Origin of the sequence: Cobetia sp. 14N.309.X.WAT.E.A4 (genome assembly GCF_030397495.1) — a bacterium.
In the GTDB taxonomy this organism is placed as follows: Bacteria; Pseudomonadota; Gammaproteobacteria; order Pseudomonadales; family Halomonadaceae; genus Cobetia; species Cobetia marina.
The window spans coordinates 166814-185077 of sequence record NZ_JAPNXT010000002.1 but is presented as its reverse complement, the minus strand read 5'-3'; the positions used below and the strand labels follow the sequence as shown (position 1 = coordinate 185077).

The 18264-nt window shown below is 62.9% G+C and carries 16 protein-coding genes; 4 read left to right on the top strand and 12 right to left on the bottom strand.

Annotated elements, in window-relative coordinates:
- Positions 1 to 76: 76 nt before the first annotated feature.
- Entirely contained in the window at positions 77 to 697 is a 621-nt protein-coding gene (locus OW493_RS04185) for an NAD(P)H-dependent oxidoreductase (RefSeq protein ID WP_191236527.1), read from the bottom strand.
- Between the two features lie 165 nt (positions 698 to 862).
- The gene (locus OW493_RS04180) at positions 863 to 2044 is read right to left on the bottom strand and encodes an MliC family protein (protein ID WP_289863348.1); all 1182 of its coding nucleotides are present in this window, start codon (positions 2042 to 2044) and stop codon (positions 863 to 865) included.
- A gap of 378 nt (positions 2045 to 2422) precedes the next feature.
- Between OW493_RS04180 and OW493_RS04175 the strand changes: the two genes are divergently transcribed.
- A complete protein-coding gene (locus OW493_RS04175) occupies positions 2423 to 3334 on the top strand; it encodes a LysR family transcriptional regulator (RefSeq protein ID WP_289863347.1) in 912 nt (303 codons plus the stop codon).
- A gap of 230 nt (positions 3335 to 3564) precedes the next feature.
- Here the strand turns inward: OW493_RS04175 and OW493_RS04170 are convergent, their stop codons facing one another.
- The 4 genes from OW493_RS04170 to OW493_RS04155 all read right to left on the bottom strand — a co-directional run bounded on the left by OW493_RS04170 (position 3565) and on the right by OW493_RS04155 (position 6891).
- Positions 3565 to 3771, bottom strand: a complete 207-nt coding sequence (locus OW493_RS04170) for a cold-shock protein (RefSeq protein ID WP_077378903.1) — start codon at positions 3769 to 3771, stop codon at positions 3565 to 3567.
- Positions 3772 to 3985: 214 nt separating this feature from the next.
- Positions 3986 to 4450 carry a lipocalin-like domain-containing protein gene (locus tag OW493_RS04165; RefSeq protein ID WP_139345494.1) on the bottom strand — a complete coding sequence of 155 codons (465 nt, stop codon included), beginning with the start codon at positions 4448 to 4450 and terminating at the stop codon, positions 3986 to 3988.
- Between the two features lie 65 nt (positions 4451 to 4515).
- Positions 4516 to 6177, bottom strand: coding sequence for a HAMP domain-containing histidine kinase (locus OW493_RS04160; protein WP_077378898.1), 1662 nt, complete (start codon positions 6175 to 6177; stop codon positions 4516 to 4518).
- A gap of 3 nt (positions 6178 to 6180) precedes the next feature.
- Entirely contained in the window at positions 6181 to 6891 is a 711-nt protein-coding gene (locus OW493_RS04155; protein ID WP_077378895.1) for a winged helix-turn-helix domain-containing protein, read from the bottom strand.
- Positions 6892 to 7508: 617 nt separating this feature from the next.
- Between OW493_RS04155 and OW493_RS04150 the strand changes: the two genes are divergently transcribed.
- The 3 genes from OW493_RS04150 to gnd all read left to right on the top strand — a co-directional run bounded on the left by OW493_RS04150 (position 7509) and on the right by gnd (position 13096).
- A complete protein-coding gene (locus tag OW493_RS04150; RefSeq protein WP_084209391.1) occupies positions 7509 to 10409 on the top strand; it encodes a ribonucleoside-diphosphate reductase subunit alpha in 2901 nt (966 codons plus the stop codon).
- Between the two features lie 281 nt (positions 10410 to 10690).
- The gene (locus OW493_RS04145) at positions 10691 to 11944 is read left to right on the top strand and encodes a ribonucleotide-diphosphate reductase subunit beta (protein WP_136939074.1); all 1254 of its coding nucleotides are present in this window, start codon (positions 10691 to 10693) and stop codon (positions 11942 to 11944) included.
- A 168-nt stretch (positions 11945 to 12112) separates the two neighbouring features.
- Positions 12113 to 13096 (top strand): phosphogluconate dehydrogenase (NAD(+)-dependent, decarboxylating), encoded by a 984-nt coding sequence (gnd, locus tag OW493_RS04140; protein ID WP_077378886.1) that lies wholly within the window; start codon positions 12113 to 12115, stop codon positions 13094 to 13096.
- Between the two features lie 152 nt (positions 13097 to 13248).
- Here gnd and OW493_RS04135 read toward each other — a convergent pair whose 3' ends face one another.
- The 6 genes from OW493_RS04135 to OW493_RS04110 all read right to left on the bottom strand — a co-directional run bounded on the left by OW493_RS04135 (position 13249) and on the right by OW493_RS04110 (position 18112).
- A complete protein-coding gene (locus OW493_RS04135) occupies positions 13249 to 13788 on the bottom strand; it encodes a retropepsin-like aspartic protease (RefSeq protein ID WP_077378883.1) in 540 nt (179 codons plus the stop codon).
- Between the two features lie 79 nt (positions 13789 to 13867).
- The gene (locus OW493_RS04130; RefSeq protein WP_077378881.1) at positions 13868 to 14365 is read right to left on the bottom strand and encodes a DUF3592 domain-containing protein; all 498 of its coding nucleotides are present in this window, start codon (positions 14363 to 14365) and stop codon (positions 13868 to 13870) included.
- A gap of 26 nt (positions 14366 to 14391) precedes the next feature.
- Positions 14392 to 15063, bottom strand: coding sequence for an ankyrin repeat domain-containing protein (locus OW493_RS04125; RefSeq protein WP_077378878.1), 672 nt, complete (start codon positions 15061 to 15063; stop codon positions 14392 to 14394).
- Positions 15064 to 15461: 398 nt separating this feature from the next.
- A complete protein-coding gene (locus tag OW493_RS04120) occupies positions 15462 to 16826 on the bottom strand; it encodes a HAMP domain-containing sensor histidine kinase (protein ID WP_077378875.1) in 1365 nt (454 codons plus the stop codon).
- Positions 16823 to 17542, bottom strand: coding sequence for a response regulator transcription factor (locus OW493_RS04115; RefSeq protein ID WP_077378872.1), 720 nt, complete (start codon positions 17540 to 17542; stop codon positions 16823 to 16825). The genes OW493_RS04120 and OW493_RS04115 overlap by 4 nt, the downstream gene beginning before the upstream one ends.
- 90 nt (positions 17543 to 17632) lie before the next feature.
- Complete coding sequence (locus tag OW493_RS04110) at positions 17633 to 18112, bottom strand: hypothetical protein (RefSeq protein ID WP_191236523.1); 480 nt, start codon at positions 18110 to 18112, stop codon at positions 17633 to 17635.
- Positions 18113 to 18264 lie beyond the last annotated feature (152 nt).

Here is an 18264-nt window from a genome sequence, read left to right as displayed (position 1 = left end):
CTCCTCTCAGAGCGGCGGTGGCGTTTTCATTCATCATGCTCAACCAATGTGACTCAGCTACGGCAGATACACCGGGTCAGAGAGCATCTACGTAGTTGGCGATGCCTGTCCTGGCCTCTGACAGAGCTCCCACCTTTGGCTCATCGCCCATGTTGAGGCCTTCAGCGTATACGAAGTGCTGATCCGTGATGCCCATCAGCCCGAGCATGGATGTGAGATGCGGCGTCTGGGAATCCAGGTCACTGCCTGCATACATCCCGCCACGTGCTGCCAGCACCAGTGCCTGCTTGCCTTCCAGCAGACCTACCGGCCCCTTCTCGGTATAGCGGAAGGTCTCGCCGGCACGCAGCACCCGGTCGAACCACGCCTTCATCTGGGTCGGCAGGCCTAGATTGTAGAGCGGTGCCGCGATGACCAGCAGATCTGCCGCTCTCAGCTCGGCCAGGAAACCATCAGACAGCTCGGCGAGCTTGCGTTGCTCGGCGCTTCGCTCATCCGCCGGCGTCATCCATGCCTGCATCTCGGCGGCACCCAGGTGCGGAAGGTCGCGCTCGACCAGATCATGATGCGTCAACTGATGCTCGTGACCGGACGCCTGCAAGGCATCCACGAACGCGGAAGCCAGTTCACGAGAGTTGCCTTTTTCTCCGAACAGGGAAGATGAGACCAGCAGAACATTGAGCGGTGTGGCAGACATGGCAGGTTCTCCGCAGACAGAAAGGACGATTTCCCATCACGAGCCAGGCTTGGCATCCGTTGCCCGTGATGGAGAGCTGCCCGCCATGATAGATGAACTCCGTGGCACAAAAAGCGATAAAGATCGCACCAACCATTCGAAAAAATCGACGAAAAAAACGTCATGTCAGGGGAGGTATGCCTCTCCACAGCCACTCAGATCTCGAGATTCTCCTCCTTTTCGCGTCAGAGTCAGCTCGGAGGTCAGCGGATACGGGGTACCTTGCATGGTGTCGAAGCAGGCACCCGGCGTCAGGCTCAGTTTCAGCCACCCCCTGCCGACTGAAGCGTGCGGCAAGCGCGCCGACAGCACCTTGCCATGCTTGCCGTCGTCATTGACCCGATAGGGTAACGTCAACTGACTGAGCGACGATGACTCCTGCTCCTGCTTGCCGCTCTCGTTCCCGGCAACGCCAGAGCTGCTGTCATCGGTGCCTGTAGCGTCCTGCGACACCCGCGCCTTGCCTTGCACGGCACCCAACAGGTCGGGCGATGCCGTCACCGTCATCCGGTTATGCGCTCGATCCAGACTGATACGCCACTCAGGCTCGTGACCCTGTGCCACCAGCAGCGGCTGGTCATCGGGGATCTGGATGGTGCGCTGATCATCCTGAACGCACTCAAGATTGCCGCGCGCATTGTGCAGCGTGGCTTCCCGCCCCTTGAACCAGACTTCCAGTTCACGGGCTCCCCCCTCGGCCTGTTGACGCTGCCGCTCGGAGACCGGGGCGTCATTGGCCCGATAACGGGCGCCGGAAGCACTCACCACATGCCCCAGGGAGTAGGCATGCTGACGCGACCATAGCCGCAGCCAGCCTTCAGCAGTCGCCTCCTGAGGGGTGTCCGTCGCCACAGAGACGGGAGGCCTGCCCCTCGCGTCCTGTCCATCACTGAAGGCCATCAACAGATCCTGCGCCGGCGTACAGCGCCAGACCTGATACTCGCTGGCCCCCCGAGGCGGCAGGAAGGTCGCGGGCAATGTCACCGCCGGCGCCTGACCCAGCGACTCGGCACTGGGTGCCCTGGGCTTGACTGGTTTCGTGGCAGGACGCACTTCAGGGATCTTCAGCGGTGCCGGCATCACCTGCGCACTCGGCGCATCACGCGATTCATCCGACAGCATGGAGCAGCCACTCAGCAGCGCCATCATCGACACGCACAGGAGATTGGCCGGTGCGCCTGTCGAGATACCTGTCGCAGTACAGGTCGAGATAGCGGCCACCTGACGCCCGCCACGACGAGGCGAGACATCTGGCGCCGAACAGGCAGCGGCCCTCGTATGATCCGGGCGCGAGTGAAACGGAAACATGAAAAGCCCTCCCTGGGCATGCCTGACGACAGAAAGTAACGCACCGCACTCCGCTGGAGGCGGCGACACAGCGTGATTTCAAGGCGTAGAGAGCAACGCCATCCTGGCGCATGAAGAAAGTCTATCAAGCGCAGCCAGCCTTGTGGGCCTCGATTCACGGCAATTCCCATGAGGTGCCGTCATCGTGAAGACACTGGCACTGCCTGCATGAGACGCCTCCCTCTGCGATGGCCATGCCGAGATCCATCAGGCTCAGGGGGAATGCCCAACGGAGCTCATTGACGCTTCCTCGCACAGCAGCGATTGACCTGCGCAGCACTTCGCCCAAGAATTGAATGAAAATGAACTGTTCACTCATCCAAATGAGCAAAACTCATCATGCTCGAACTACGCCATCTCCGCACGCTGCTGGCACTGCGTGATGCCGGCTCGCTGGTCGAGGCTGCCGAGCGCATCCACCTCACCCAGTCCGCCCTCTCACATCAACTGAAGGACCTGGAAGAGCGCCTGGGCACGCCGCTGTTCATTCGCAAGACGCGCCCGGTCGAGTTCACCCGTGCAGGGCAACGCCTGCTGTCACTGGCAGAACAGGTACTGCCGCAATTTCGCATGGCAGAGCGTGACATCGCGCGCATGGCAGGCAGTGAGCAAGGACGGCTGCATATGGCCATCGAATGCCACAGCTGCTTCCAATGGCTGATGCCGACGGTGGATCGCTTCCGGGATCACTGGCCGGAGATCGAGGTCGACATTCCTTCGGGCCATAGCTTCTCTCCCCTCCAGGCGCTGGGTCGCGAGCAGCTGGACCTGGTCATCACGGCCAATCCGGTGGAGATGACCGGTATCCAGTACCTGCCGCTGTTCCGCTACGAAGTCATGCTGGCCGTGGCACGCCAGCATGCACTGGCTCTCAAGGGCCGTGTGGAACCGGAAGACCTGCGGGAAGAAGTGCTGATCATCTACCCTGTCGAGCATGACCGACTGGACGTGTTCACCCAGTTCCTCGAGCCCGCCAACATCAGCCCTCGCGAGATCCGCCATGCCGAGATGACGGTCATGATGATGCAGCTTGTCGCCAGCGGTCGCGGCGTGACGGCACTGCCCAACTGGGCATTGGCCGAATACCTGACCCGCGATTACGTTCGCGGCCTGCCTCTGGGCGACGGAATCTGGGCGACACTCTATGCCGCAGTGCGAGAGGATCTGCTGGGCACTCCCTGGATGGATGATTTCCTGCTCACTGCCCGCGAGACCTCCTTTGAGGTGCTCAGCGGCGTGAAGCCAGCCTGAGCCAATGCCCCAGGGCATCTCCGGACAACCACTTGAACGACAAGAGCCCCGTCCCATTGCACGAGAAGCGCAGTGGGGCGGGGCTCTTGTTCATGGCATGCCCCTGCGGGGCGTACCAGGTCACCGATACTGCATTTTTCACGCACACAAACAGAAGCGCCCCAGCATGAGCTGGGGCGCTTCTAGACATCTATCATCTCACACGGAACGAATTCCGCAGCGAGTGATGATCAGTCGATAGCCTTGACGTTGGCTGCCTGCAGGCCTTTCTGGCCCTGAGTCACGTCGAAGGAGACCTGCTGGCCGTCCTGCAGGGTCTTGAAGCCTTCTGCCTGGACTTCGGAGAAGTGAACGAACAGATCGTCACCGCCGTCAGCCGGAGCAATGAAACCAAAACCTTTCGCGTCGTTGAACCACTTAACTGTACCAGTTGCCATGAGAAATTCCTCTCTGATTAGCATGTTTGAAATAACGGGCATTACCCGAAGAGCGTGGGCAAAGCAAAACCATGCATCAAATCAGCGAGGCATTTCGGGGCGCTCAAGGCGTTTTACCGAGCAGCACAGGCGACTGAGTGGTGCGTCTTGCTATCCAACAGGGGTTACCTTGCACCTTAAGCCATGATCCCGTCAAGCCTTTTCGGTAATGATGTCATCTATCATGAAGGCGCTGCCAGGCAAGCCAGGTGGTATAGCCCCCTGCAGGCAGCTGAAGATTGGGCGCGTCCGTGCCCAGCAGCAGTGACTCTCCGGTGAGCTGGACTCGCCGCGCCAGCGTCACGCCACTCCAGTCCGCGATGCTCGCGACGTCTACCTGATGACGGACCTCCTGACGCCGCTCATCCCAGCACCAGCGCCCACAATAGGCAAAGCCCTGCCGAAAGGCCGCCATCAATTGATCATCAGTGGGCGCCACCCCAAGAGGCTCACGCTCACGAGCCGCCAGCTGAACGCTCATGAAGCCATTGGGGAGATAGTGCAGCTGACCCGCACACCTCCCCAATGGCTCCCATTCACGCCCATCCGGCCAGGCATACCAGAAGCGTTGCAGCTCCCAGGAGCCGATCAATGCGTCATGCAGAGCCCCGACGTCACGGCTCGCATCTTGCAGATTCATCCACTTGCCCTCCTCGCTGATGACATCGCTTCGCACCACTGCGTATCACGATAGAGTAGCATCGCTCAGGTGCGCTGCCCGTCATCCCCCTCCCCGGGGGTCACGGGTGGCAAGGAAGGAGGCGCCTCACGTCCCAGCTTGCTGCTGGACAAGGGCAGCAGCAGGCTGAAACGTGCCCCTTTCAGGGCGATGCCCCGATCGACCACCACGCTTCCGCCATGAGAGTGCATGATCTTCTGCACGATGGAGAGCCCCAGACCATAGCCACCTGAAGATCGCGTGCGTGAATCATCCAGTCGCGCGAATGGCTTGAAGACCTTCTTGCGGTCCTCCTCGCCCACGCCGGGGCCATCATCCTCGACATCGATGCGCACCACCTGCGGGTCTCTGGAGATGCGCACCAGCACACGTGAATCTGCATGCCGACAGGCATTCGAGACCAGATTCTGCAGCGCACGCTGCAGATAGCGTGCCTCCGCCTCCACATCAAAGGCACCGCCTTCAATGCTCAGCAGCAGCTCAGGATGCAGTGGCGCCAGGGTTTCACAGACCTGCTCCGCCACTTCCCGACAGTCCACCGCCCCCAGATCCAGCTGAACCCCGGCGGCGTCATTGAGGCGTGCATAGGTCAGGATCTCGTCGATCAGCTTGTCGAGCTCCTCGATGTCACCATCGGCGCCCTTGATCTGCCGGAGCACGAAGTCATCATCCACCATGTCCTCGATCATCTGCAGCGCGAAGCGGATACGTGCCACCGGGGTACGCAGCTCGTGGGAGACGGCGCGAATCATGTCCTGCTGGGCTCCCAGCAATCCCTGCACGCGTTCGGCCATGCCATTGAAGGCCATGCCGAGACGGCCAAGAAAGTCATTGGTCTCGATCCTGACCCGCGTATCGAGGTAGCCGCCGGCAATCCGGGTCGCCGCCTTCTCCAGTCGAGTCAACCGTGCCTCCAGCGAACGCACGACCAGATAGATGACACCCCCCAACAGGCTGATGACGGCCAGAATCATGGCAACGATCAATGCCGCCGGGGTCGTCTCGAAGACCTGCAGCGGCCCGACCTTGATCAGGTTGTGACCCTCCAGGCGGGTATAGAGCGCCAGCGCCTGTCCATGGCTTGCCATGTTGAGCACCACTCGCTGGTCGTTGATCCGCCCGACCTGTTGCGCATCCAGCCCGTTGGGCATGTCAGGCAATTGAGCGAAGGCCAGCCCGGAGGCATCCTGCAGCTCCGACAACAGAGCGACACGCTGCTCCGGTGCCATGGGCAACAAGGTTTCCCGCAGCAACGACATCAATCCCCGCAACTGTCGCTCAGCCAGATGCAGCAGCCTGAGCTCCAGCACCTGCTCCTCGCCCGGCACCTGCATCAGTAGCTGCCAGCCAGCATCCTGATGCTCATGCACCAGAGGCCGGCCGGCCGCCAGACGGCGCTTCTCCCACCAGTTGAGGTCGAATACCTCGACAGGCGCCAGCATCAGCCGCGCATCCAGCAGGCGCGAGGAGCGCTCCAGCAGGCTCGACCTTTCGGCAGGAGGCGCCTCGGCCACCTGCCGGGTCAGCAGCAGCATCGGCGCCGCCCCCAGGCGGGTCTGGTAGGCCTCGAGGCGGACGGCGTTGGTCAGCTGATAACCGCCCAACGCCACGCCCAGCGTCAGGAGCAACGCCAGCAGCAGCACCACGTAGACGCGCAGGAAGATACTGTCAGACAGCGCACGCCGCATGAATCAGAGGTCCTTGACGAACAGGTAACCCTTGCTGCGTACCGTCTTTATCCGCTCAGGGTGATTGGGGTCATCACCGATCTTGGGCCGGATGCGCGAGACGCGCACGTCAATGGAGCGATCCTGGCCGTCATACTTGATGCCACGCAGCGCCGAGAAGATCTCTTCACGAGTCAGCACGCGCCCGGCATTGGAAGACAGCAGCCACAGCAGATCGAACTCGGCACTGGTCAGCTCGATACGCTCACGCGCCAGCCAGGCTTCACGGGTAGCGTTGTCGATCTCCAGGTCATTGAAGACGAGACGCGTCTCGCCTGCCGCCTCTTCCGGGCCGTCGGCCCGCCTGAGCAAGGCACGCATGCGCGCCAACAACACGCGAGGCTGCACCGGCTTGGGCACGTAGTCATCGGCGCCCATCTCGAGGCCCAGCACCTGATCCATGTCATCAGTACGTGCCGTCAGCATCAGAATGGGGCCGGAGAACTGGGGCCGCACGCGACGACAGATGGACAGGCCATCCTCGCCCGGCAGCATCAGATCGAGAATCACGATGTCGGGGCGCAGGCTGATGATCAGGTCCACTGCCCGGCCGCCATCGTGTTCGACGCTGACGCGGAAGTTGTTGGCTTCGAGATACTCACGCGTCAATGTCGCCAGACGCTCGTCATCCTCGACAATCAGTACATGTTCTTGCGCATTGGTATCCAAGGGCATTCCATCCGCATCGTTGGGTCGGCGTGGCCAGCGGCTCACAGGGAGTTACCGTCCTGTGCCACGTCGTAACCTTTTCAGGGTGATTTGTCACGAATGATACGCCAATTTGGGGATTTACGCGCCAGCTGTCCCGCACACATGCGCACTGACGAGGGGCAAAGAAATTAACACGCAATGTCTTGACATCCCCGGGCGGCAGGCACGGATTTTCAACCACACCTTACCCACAAGTTATCCACTTGCACGACCCCAAAAACAACACTATCTTGTGTCCAAATTCAGCTCACACCCCATATGTAGGGTTTTGGCGACGTCCGCACCCATAAGCCGGAAAGGCAATTTTCAAGCCTCAAGTCAAGCCCGAAAGAGATGATTCAGCAGATGGCGCGGCAACGCATGATCTGCCGCGACCAAGCTGTCATCGGTACCGAATTTCCTGTCTGACCGCCTTTCAGTGGCCTGACGGGTCATGCCAGCCGAGACAGCGAACAGACGATATGTCAGCCAGCCGTACGTGATGGCACGCCCCACCGGGTGCCTCGCCGGCAGTGACACACGCTTTGCCCACGGGCCCTCGCCGGGCAACGATTCACCTTCAGACGATTCAGGAAGGCGTCATGGATTCCACTTTCAGCACCGATCAGGCGGCAGTCGACGTGACCGCACCCCAGCGCCTGCGCGTCATCAAGCGCACTGGCGATGTTGCGCCCTTCGATGCCAGCAAGATCTCCGTCGCACTCTCCAAGGCGTTCATCGCCGTGGAAGGTGATCAGGTCGAGTCCAGCTCGCGCATCCGCGATCTGGTCCAGCAGCTGACCAGCCAGATCACCGATGCCTTCCAGCGTCGCATGCCTGATGGTGGCACTCTGCATATCGAAGACATCCAGGACCAGGTCGAACTGGCCCTGATGCGCTCCGGCGAGCACAAGGTGGCCCGCGCCTACGTTCTCTACCGTGACGAGCACGCCCGTGCCCGCAGCGCGCAGAACGACGGCATCGCCAAGCCGCACCCGACCATCAATGTCACGCACCTCGACGGCAGCGTGCGTCCGCTGGATCTGGGCCGTATCGAGACACTCGTGTTCGATGCCTGCGCCGAGCTGTCCAACGTCGACGCCCAGAAGATCGTCGATGACTCGCTGAAGAACCTGTACGACGGCGTGCCGGTCGATGGCGTGTCCACCGCGCTGATGATGACCGCGCGCACGCTGGTCGAGAAGGACCCGAACTACACCTACGTCACCGCCCGCCTGCTGCAGGACAACCTGCGCCGCGAAGCCCTGAGCTTCCTCAAGGTCGCTGACGAGGCCACCTTCGGCGAGATGAAGGACCACTACCCGGTCGCCTTCAAGGCCTACATCGAGAGCGGCATCGCCTTCGAGCAGCTGGATGAGCAACTGGCCACCTTCGATCTGGATCGCCTCGGCGCCGCCATCGATCACACACGTGACAACCAGTTCACCTATCTCGGCCTGCAGACTCTGTACGACCGCTACTTCCTGCACCAGAACGACGTGCGCTATGAGCTGCCGCAGGTCATGTTCATGCGTGTCGCCATGGGTCTGTCCCTGAACGAGGAAGACCGCGAAGGTCGCGCCATCGAGTTCTACGAGCTGCTGTCCAGCTTCGACTACATGGCCTCCACGCCGACCCTGTTCAACGCCGGTACCCGTCGCAGCCAGCTGTCCAGCTGCTACCTGACCACCGTGCCGGATGCCCTCGACGGTATCTACGGTGCCATCCGCGACAACGCCATGCTCTCCAAGTGGGCCGGCGGTCTCGGCAATGACTGGACGCCGGTGCGCGCACTGGGGTCCTACATCAAGGGCACCAACGGCAAGTCCCAGGGCGTCGTGCCCTTCCTGAAGGTCGTCAACGACACCGCCGTTGCCGTCAACCAGGGTGGCAAGCGCAAGGGCGCCGTCTGTGCCTACCTGGAAACCTGGCACATGGACGTCGAGGAATTCCTCGACCTGCGCAAGAACACCGGTGATGACCGTCGTCGTACCCACGACATGAACACCGCCAACTGGGTGCCGGACCTGTTCATGAAGCGTGTCTTCGATGACACCGAGTGGACCCTGTTCTCGCCGTCCGACTGCCCGGACCTCCACGACCTGTACGGCGCGGCCTTCCAGGCGCGTTACGAGCAGTACGAGGAGATGACCCGTCAGGGCCAGCTGAAGCTGTTCAAGCGCGTCAAGGCGCGTGATCTGTGGCGCAAGATGCTCTCCATGCTGTTCGAGACCGGCCACCCGTGGATCACCTTCAAGGACCCGTGCAACCTGCGCAGCCCGCAGCAGCACGCCGGTGTCGTGCACTCGTCCAACCTGTGCACCGAGATCACCCTCAACACCTCCGAGGATGAGATCGCGGTCTGCAACCTGGGCTCGATCAACCTGGCGCAGCACGTCATCGACGGCAAGCTGGATGGCGACAAGCTCAAGAAGTCGGTACGTACCGCCGTGCGCATGCTCGACAACGTCATCGACATCAACTACTACGCCGTTCCGCAGGCGCGTCGCTCCAACATGCGTCACCGTCCGGTCGGCCTCGGCATCATGGGCTTCCAGGACGCGCTCTATGCGCAGTCCATCGCCTATGCCTCCGAAGAAGCCGTGACCTTCGCCGACGAATCCATGGAACTCGTCAGCTATCACGCCATCGAAGCTTCCAGTGATCTGGCGGCCGAGCGTGGCCGTTACGAGAGCTTCGACGGCTCTCTGTGGAGTCAGGGCATCCTGCCGATCGATTCCATCGAGAAGCTCAAGACCGAGCGTGGCGCCGACTACATCGAGATGGACGAAAGCCAGACTCAGGACTGGGACTACATCCGCGAGAAGGTCCGCACCCAGGGCATGCGCAACTCCAACGTGATGGCGATCGCGCCGACCGCGACGATCTCCAACATCTGTGGCGTCTCGCAGTCCATCGAGCCGACTTACCAGAACCTGTTCGTCAAATCGAACCTGTCTGGCGAGTTCACCGTGGTCAACGCCTACATGGTCAACGACCTCAAGGCGCGCGGCCTGTGGGATGAGGTCATGATCAACGACCTCAAGTACTACGACGGCAGCGTCCAGCCGATCGAGCGCATTCCGGAAGACCTCAAGGCGCTGTACGCCAACGCCTTCGAAGTCGAGCCGAAGTGGATCGTCGAAGCCGCCTCGCGTCGCCAGAAGTGGATCGACCAGGCGCAGTCCCTGAACCTGTACATCCAGGGCGTGTCCGGCAAGAAACTGGACGTGACCTACCGCATGGCATGGTTCCGTGGCCTCAAGACCACCTATTACCTCCGTGCTCTGGGTGCAACCGCCGTGGAGAAGTCCACCGTCGATCGCAGCAAGCACAACGCCGTCGGCAACGCACCGACTCCGGCTCCTGCTCCCGCGCCGACCCCGGCACCGGAAGCCAAGCCGGAACCGCGTGGCATCGAAGACTTCCTGCAAGGCAAGAGCGGTCAGCGTGCCCCCTCCGCCAGCAACATCGATGAGCTGGGCTGTGAGGCCTGTCAGTAAGCGATTGCGCAAGACTCGAGTCAGGCCCTGCCTGACTCCCCGCCTGCGATGACATCCCCGGCAGGCGGGCTGCGGCACTTTCTCAAGACCGAGCCTGGCTCGGTCTTGTGCCGACACAACAATCACTGCCTCCTGACATTGTCTCGAAACACGGCCCGGGCCTGACCTTCCCTCTCGGCAGATCACGCCTCTCGATGGCGCCAGCGTCGCAGGACGCACCGCCAACGCCTTCTTGTCACGCTGATTGCCCGCGTGACCACTACGAACACGAGGAACGCAACATGTTGAACTGGGACGATTTCCACGAAGACGAAGCCCCCGCTGCCGAGAAGCCGGCCGCTGCCAAACCGGCGCCGCAGGCCGAAGCCCCGGCGGCTGCCCCGGCGGCTGAAGTTGCCGTCGCGAGCGAGAACAGCGAAGGCTACGCGGTCAGCGAAGCGGAACGCATCGCCCGCGCCCAGCAGGCGCTGGACGATCTTGACGTGGCCAAGGGTCTGGAAGAACTGGAAATGGGTGCCCAGCGCATTCAGGTCGACGAGAAGCGCATGATCAATGCCCGCGCCGACGTCAACCAGCTGGTGCCCTTCAAGTACGACTGGGCATGGCAGAAGTACCTCGACGGCTCCGCGAACCACTGGATGCCGCAGGAAGTGAACATGAACGCGGACATCGCGCTCTGGAAGAGCCAGGACGGCCTGACCGAAGACGAGCGTCTGATCGTGATGCGCTCGCTGGGTTACTTCTCCACTGCCGACTCGCTGGTCGCCAACAACCTGGTGCTGGCCGTCTACAAGAACATCACCAACCCGGAGTGCCGCCAGTACCTGCTGCGTCAGGCCTTCGAAGAGGCGATCCACACCCACGCCTACCAGTACTGCATCGAGTCCCTGGGCATGGACGAAGGCGAAGTCTTCAACATGTACCGTGAAGTGGACTCCGTGGCGCGCAAGTCCGCCTGGAGCCTCAAGCACACCCAGGCACTGGCGCGTGCCGACTTCCACACCGGCACCCCGGAAGCGGACCAGGAATTCCTGCGCAACCTGATCGGCTTCTACGCCGTCACCGAAGGCATCTTCTTCTACTGCGGCTTCTCCCAGATCCTGTCCATGGGTCGTCGCAACAAGATGACCGGCGTCGCCGAGCAGTTCCAGTACATCCTGCGTGACGAGTCCATGCACCTGAACTTCGGCATCGACGTGATCAACCAGATCAAGGTCGAGAACCCGCACCTGTGGACCGCCGAATTCCAGGACGAAGTCACCCAGATGATTCTGGAAGGCACCCAGCTCGAGATCGAATACGCGCGTGACACCATGCCGCGCGGCGTTCTGGGCATGAACGCGGCCATCATGGAGGAATACCTCCACTTCATCTGCAACCGTCGCCTCGCGCAGCTGGGCCTCAAGGAGCAGTTCCCGGGCGCCAAGAACCCGTTCCCGTGGATGTCCGAGATCATCGACCTGCGCAAGGAGAAGAACTTCTTCGAGACGCGCGTCACCGAATATCAGGTCGGCGGTGCCCTGAGCTGGGATTGATCGCTGATCGCTCCCTCTCCCGGAGACAGGCACGCGACTGACGCCTGTCTCCGCTGAGCACCCCAACGGGCCATGTCATTGATATGGCCCGTTTTTGCGTCCAGCGCCCGCACAGGGTAGGCTTCGCGCCGTCCCGACTCTCCCCGGCTTCACGTGAAAGGAACGAACATGCAACTCGGTATCATCGGACTCGGCCGCATGGGCGGCAACATCGCCCGCCGCCTGATGCGCAATGGCCACGAAGTGGTCGCCCATGACCGTGACGAGGCGATTGCCCAGTCACTGGTCGCTGACGGCGCGACCCACGTCGACAATCTCGCGGCGCTGGTCCAGCAGCTGAAGGCACCGCGTGCCGTGTGGGTCATGTTGCCGGCGGGCGAGATCACCGAGCAGACCATCAGCGCACTGGCCGAGCTGATGGAAGCCGGCGACACCATCATCGATGGCGGCAACACCTTCTACAAGGACGACATCCGTCGTGCTGCCACGCTGAAGGACAAGGGTCTGAACTACGTGGACGTGGGCACCTCCGGTGGCGTGTGGGGCCTGGAGCGCGGCTACTGCATGATGATCGGCGCCGAGAAGGCCGTGTTCGATCATCTCGAGCCGCTGTTCGACACCCTCGCCCCCGGCTATGGCAACCTTGAGCGCACCAAGGGTCGCAATGCCCCGGATGAGCGCGCGGAACGTGGCTATATCCACGCAGGCCCGGTCGGTGCCGGCCACTACGTGAAGATGGTGCACAACGGTATCGAGTACGGCCTGATGCAGGCCTACGCCGAAGGCTTCGAGCTGATGCAGAGCAAGGGCTCCGAGGACCTTCCGGAAGACCAGCGCTTCGACCTCAACCTGGCCGACATCGCGGAAGTCTGGCGTCGTGGCAGCGTCGTCTCCTCCTGGCTGCTCGACCTGACCGCCCAGGCGCTCGCCGGCGATGCGCGCCTGGATCACTACAGCGGTGCCGTCTCCGACAGTGGCGAAGGCCGCTGGACCGTCGATGCCGCCGTCGAGCAGGGCGTTGCCGTGCCGGTGCTGGCAAACGCGCTGTTCTCGCGCTTCAGCTCGCGCAAGGAAAACACCTACGCCAACCGTCTGCTGTCCGCGATGCGCTTCGGCTTCGGTGGCCATGTCGAGCCGCCCAAGCAGGACTGATCTTCCGCTGACGCGTCAGACGTGAAACGCCCCGCTCATGGTCTCCCATGAGCGGGGCGTTTCGTTGGCGAGACCATCGTTGGCAAGACAGCATGAGCATCAGAACCTGTCAGTCTGACTATCTGGCCGGCCTCTCCTGCCCGGCAGTCTCGTCAGCCGCCACGCCCCGCAACCGGCGTGAGTGTCATCTGCTGCCCCCGCATGTTGATATCGAACTCCCCCAGAAAGCTCATTCCCAGCAGCACCACCTCATCATGCATGCCCGGCACGATGGCCCCGCGCACCTCGCGCTGGTTGAGCCCCGCCAGACTGACGACATCCAGCGTGGTCAGTGCGCCATGGCTCACCCCATTGGCGGTGGTGAAGCGGGCATCGCGCCCGCGCGGCAACGCCAGACGCTCGGCCAGTGATTCGGACACCGAGACATAGGTGGCGCCGGTATCCAGCAGGAAGGTCACCGGCTCACCATTGATCTCGCCGGGGGCCACGAAGTGCCCTGAGCGGTTGCGCGTCAGGGTCAGCGGCTCCCCCTGGGACAATGCCTGACCGGCCAGCGAGGCATTCGGGCGGGTACGCTCCTCGAGCTGCCCCTGGAACCACCACACCAGCATGCCAAGTATCAGCCCCCAGCACAGCACCAGCATGCCGATACCGTAACGCCGGGTTGTCCCCTGGCCTTCAGAATCCTTCATTCACCCTCACCTCTGACAGCCGGTTGCCAACATGCGCCCCCCTCCATGCCACCGGCCCTCTTAATGCTACCGGTCTTATTCATGCTACCGGCCCTCTCAACAACAGACGCAGCGCCACCAGACACAGCGCGACCCCCAGCGCCAATGGGACGCCGATCAACCAGCCGCGCGTGCCAGGCAGACTGGCCTCGTGAGGCGCACTGCGTCGATAGTTCACGGCCACGGTCTCGCCGACCGCAGGCGTCGGCGTCTGCACCGCCAGCGGTGATACATATTCATGCCAACCGCCACGCCTGTCCTGATAACGCACGATGGGCGCGTACTGGATCGACTCGACATTGAAGCGCCCCCCCGGCGGCAAGCCTGCCATCGCCAGGGCCTCGTCCTCACTCAACTCACCGCCCTTGGGCAGATGGATGCGGCCGCGCCCTTCCACGTTCAGGGCGCGATCATGACTGATCACCTCTCCCATCACCTGGACGCTTTCCCGTGCGAGTGATTGTGCGTACTGCCAGCGAAGCGCACCCAGCAACAGCAGCGCTACGCCGATGATCAACAGCCCCCAGGGTAATACCATGCGCTGCCTCCTGCGTAGGTTGGCCATCATGTCTGGCGAGAACTCGCCGAGCGGGCTGCCTGAAGCGTCTCGTCCGACACGACATGCGCCACGCCCTGCTCCCGACCACCAGCCGCTTCCAGCATGTCACTCAAGGTCTCGAACTTGCGCCAGCGGGCGTGCGCCAGAGGTGTCACTCCCTCGGCATCCGCGAGATTGACGTCAGCGCCGTGATCCAGCAGCTGCTTGACCACCTGTTGATAGGCATCCCCGCCGTCCCCCAGCAATACGGCTTCGATCAGCGCCGTCCAGCCAAGGCGATTCTGATGATCAGGCGGCACGTCCGTCTGCTCCAGCAACACGCGACAGATATCCGCATGGCCGCGCTCGCTGGCGGACATCAGGGCCGTGGAGGAGAAACGATTGAGCACCGTGGCCGAGGCACCGTGCTCAAGCAGGCAAGTCAGGCAATTGCCATATCCCAGCGCCGCGGCAGCCAGCAAAGGCGTGTCATGCAGGGCGTCGGTCTGCTCGCTGTCAGCTCCCGCGGCCAACAGCACCGCCACCGCTTCGGGCTGATTGGCCTGCACGGCCACCATCAACGGCGAGCGTCCGCGATAATCGACATCATTGAGGCGCTCACGCGCCCCGGGCTCGGCAAGCGCTTCCCTGAGCCCTTCCAGATCCCCACGCTGAGCGCACATCGTCATGTCCTTCATGCCCACCTCCTGACGCCTGAGAATTCACACGACTCCTGTCTGACAGCCTATGCGATCCTGAAGACGACCGTTAGCCTCCCTGCGTTCAATCTCCGCCTTGCACACCCGTCAACCCTCTCCCGGGGTCACTGACAGGCGCGCATCTCGCTGCCGGAACAGGGAGATAGCAGGCATAAAAAAAGCGCCCCCGAAGGAGCGCCAGTTCGTCATCACCGCAGGGCGCGGCAGACGAGACTCAGAAACGAAGCCCGTCCGGCTGCCAGCCGAACCCACTCAGAATACGGTGCGGCCGGCGTGACGCCCAATCGTCTCTCGGGATCGAGATGATAGCCAAGCCCTATGAATTGATATCTTTCAATAGACTTATGTCAAAGGACTGCAGGACACCCCACTTCCCATCAGGCCGTGGGCTTGGTCCCCACCAGCGGTGAGCTGGGCAGCCAGACATGCGCCGCCAGGCCGCCCAGAGCGGAGCGCTCCAGCCTCAGCTCGCCGCCATACAGCGCCATCAGGTCGTCCACGATCGCAAGCCCGAGCCCTGAACCGGAGCGCCCCTCATCGAGACGTGCACCACGCCCCAGCGCGGCGGCGCTCTGCTCGTCGCTCATGCCCGGGCCATCATCCTCGATGACCAGCAGCACACCGCCATCGCGGGACTCGCTGGTCACACGTACCTGCTGCTGCGCCCATTGCAGCGCGTTCTCGAGCAGATTGCCGACCATCTCCTGCAGGTCCTGCGGGTCGACGCGCACACCGGCATCATCCTCCAGCGCGAGACTGAGGGTGATGCCACGCCGGCTCGCCAGGCGCCCAAGGCCATCGAACACCGGCCCGGCGGCCTCGCGCAGACTGACTCGCCCACTGAGATGCGCACCGCCCGCGGCACTCGCCCGCGCCAGATGGTGACGCACGGCCTCATCGATACGTCGCAATTCGGCATCGATGCGGGCGCGGTCCTCGCCATCAAAGCGCTCGGACTGGGCCTTGAGCACACTGACTGGCGTCTTGAGCGCATGCGCCAGATTGCCCGCCGCGGCACGCCCACGCTCGATCAGGCGTTGATCTCGCTCCAGCACTGCATTGATCGCGCGCGTCAGCTCTGTCAGTTCAGGCGGCAGGCGTGTTTCCTCCAGCCTGTCCGCCTCCCCCTCCGCGACCCGCTTGAGGCGTGCCCGCAACCGCCGAAGCGGTGCCAACCCCCAGCTGATCTGCGCGGCGGAGCCACACACCAACAACGACGCCAGCGCGACAAGCGCTCCCGCCAGCAACCATTCGAAACGCGCGACCTCGGCGTCCACCTCGCTGCGACTCGCCGCCACCATCACATGCAGTGGCTGGCTGCGGCCCGGCAGGCGAATATCACGCTCGATGGCGCGCAACGACTGATGACGCGGCCCGTCGAGATCCCGGCTCAGGAACCCGTCGGCACTGATCTCATCGCGAATCGGCAGGCGTTGATCCCACAGCGAGCGCGAGGTCAGCACATTGCCGTGGCGATCGGAAATCTGCCAATACCAGCCGGAGTAGGCCTGATCGAAACGCGGATCACCCAACGAGCGCGTAAGCCCCGGGCGGCCCTTCTCGCGATCGAACTGGATCGCGGCGATCAACACCTTCGACAGCGACAGCAGCCGCTGGTCAAAGGCCGTCGTCACCGCATCCCGAAAGCTCCACGCCAGCCCCAGACCGGTCAACGGCATGACGATCAAGGCGATGACCAGCGAGCCACCCAGCAGTCGCCGGCCGACGGACAATGGCTTCATGCGTCGCGGCCGTCCGCTCCCGCTGCGCCGGCCCCGTCTGCGCCACCCGATTCGGCATCCGGGTCGCGCAGGCGATAACCGCGACCGCGCAGCGTCTCGATACGCTCAGCCCCCAGCTTGCGACGCAGGCGGCTGATCTGGACATCGATGACATTCGAGTCGGGTTCGTGGTCGCGGTCATAGACATGCTCGACCAGCTCCGAACGGCTCACCACGCCGGGCACGGCATGCATCAGGTGCATCAGCAACCGCGTCTCCTGTGCCGTCAGTGACACGGGGCGCCCCGCCAGGCTGACAGTGCCGCCATGCGTATCACAGGCCAGATCCCCCAGCTTGAGCACCGGATGGGCATGCCCGCGCGAGCGACGCACCAGCGCGCGCAGGCGGAAGATGACCTCGGCCGTCTCGAAGGGCTTGGTCACGTAATCATCCGCACCGGCAGAGAAGCCGGCCGCCTTGTCCGACCAGCGCTCACGCGCCGTCAGCACCAGCACCGGGACTTCGATGCCGGCCTCACGCCACTGGGCCAGCCAGCGGGTGCCATCACCATCCGGCAGGCCAAGGTCCAGCACCACCGCATCATAGCGCTCGGTCTGCACCAGAAAATCGGCATCGGCACCATTGACGGCATGCTCGACCAGCACATCTGCCTCACTGAGGCGTGCCATCAGCGCTTCGGCCAACGGCATGTCATCTTCCACCAACAATATCTTCATGAATTCTGGGCACTCCTGGGCAGTCGCTATCCGGTGACGGATACCGCGTCACGGCATCACACGAGGACACTGCTGCAAGCATAACGGTCCTCAGGGGTCTTCGGCACCCTCAAGACCGCCCGTTGGCTGACGCTCGCTCAGGGATGGCGACGGGCCTGCCGGGCTCTCGGGAGCATGACGGCGCATCGCGTCCAGATTGACGCCACGCACCTCACGCAGCTCTCCATCCGCGGCCCGTACGGTGAACTTGGCCATCTGACCCTGCGGCCCGAGCATCTCGACCTCGTAGATCAACTCGCCATGGATGTCTTCAAGCTCCACCTCGACCACCTGCCCCAGCCAGTCACGCTCGAGACTGTCCAGCAGTTCAGACAGTGAAATGACACGGCCGGCAGCCACCTCATCGTGCAGGCTACGCCAGCGCTCACTGTCACACAGCGCATGCGGCGGCATGGCCAGGACACCGATCAGCAAGCCGCCCAGCCCCAGGCACAACCATCCATAGCGTTGCCGCCATTGGCTGACGCGGGATGCGCTGGCGCCTGTCTGGGCCTTGCGGGGAGTCGGCATGACGGAAAACCTCTTGAATTGCGGCGGGTCTGGTGCGCCGCGACGGGCGCTGATGCTCGACAAGCATCCTGGCAATGGAATGTGCAAGCAAACCTGCGTTGGAACAGCGCGGACGCCAGCGGATGCGCACGGATGACCGCATGCCGCAAAGA

What these genes read in the sequence shown, in the direction of transcription:
- OW493_RS04130 (WP_077378881.1), bottom strand. Translation starts at nt 14,365, where the DNA reads ATGGTATTACCCTGGGGGCTGTTGATCATCGGCGTAGCGCTGCTGTTG.
- OW493_RS04150 (WP_084209391.1), top strand. Translation starts at nt 7,509, where the DNA reads ATGGATTCCACTTTCAGCACCGATCAGGCGGCAGTCGACGTGACCGCA.
- OW493_RS04170 (WP_077378903.1), bottom strand. Translation starts at nt 3,771, where the DNA reads ATGGCAACTGGTACAGTTAAGTGGTTCAACGACGCGAAAGGTTTTGGT.
- OW493_RS04185 (WP_191236527.1), bottom strand. Translation starts at nt 697, where the DNA reads ATGTCTGCCACACCGCTCAATGTTCTGCTGGTCTCATCTTCCCTGTTC.
- OW493_RS04180 (WP_289863348.1), bottom strand. Translation starts at nt 2,044, where the DNA reads ATGTTTCCGTTTCACTCGCGCCCGGATCATACGAGGGCCGCTGCCTGT.
- OW493_RS04165 (WP_139345494.1), bottom strand. Translation starts at nt 4,450, where the DNA reads ATGAATCTGCAAGATGCGAGCCGTGACGTCGGGGCTCTGCATGACGCA.
- OW493_RS04145 (WP_136939074.1), top strand. Translation starts at nt 10,691, where the DNA reads ATGTTGAACTGGGACGATTTCCACGAAGACGAAGCCCCCGCTGCCGAG.
- OW493_RS04120 (WP_077378875.1), bottom strand. Translation starts at nt 16,826, where the DNA reads ATGAAGCCATTGTCCGTCGGCCGGCGACTGCTGGGTGGCTCGCTGGTC.
- OW493_RS04175 (WP_289863347.1), top strand. Translation starts at nt 2,423, where the DNA reads ATGCTCGAACTACGCCATCTCCGCACGCTGCTGGCACTGCGTGATGCC.
- OW493_RS04110 (WP_191236523.1), bottom strand. Translation starts at nt 18,112, where the DNA reads ATGCCGACTCCCCGCAAGGCCCAGACAGGCGCCAGCGCATCCCGCGTC.
- OW493_RS04155 (WP_077378895.1), bottom strand. Translation starts at nt 6,891, where the DNA reads ATGCCCTTGGATACCAATGCGCAAGAACATGTACTGATTGTCGAGGAT.
- OW493_RS04125 (WP_077378878.1), bottom strand. Translation starts at nt 15,063, where the DNA reads ATGAAGGACATGACGATGTGCGCTCAGCGTGGGGATCTGGAAGGGCTC.
- gnd (WP_077378886.1), top strand. Translation starts at nt 12,113, where the DNA reads ATGCAACTCGGTATCATCGGACTCGGCCGCATGGGCGGCAACATCGCC.
- OW493_RS04115 (WP_077378872.1), bottom strand. Translation starts at nt 17,542, where the DNA reads ATGAAGATATTGTTGGTGGAAGATGACATGCCGTTGGCCGAAGCGCTG.
- OW493_RS04135 (WP_077378883.1), bottom strand. Translation starts at nt 13,788, where the DNA reads ATGAAGGATTCTGAAGGCCAGGGGACAACCCGGCGTTACGGTATCGGC.
- OW493_RS04160 (WP_077378898.1), bottom strand. Translation starts at nt 6,177, where the DNA reads ATGCGGCGTGCGCTGTCTGACAGTATCTTCCTGCGCGTCTACGTGGTG.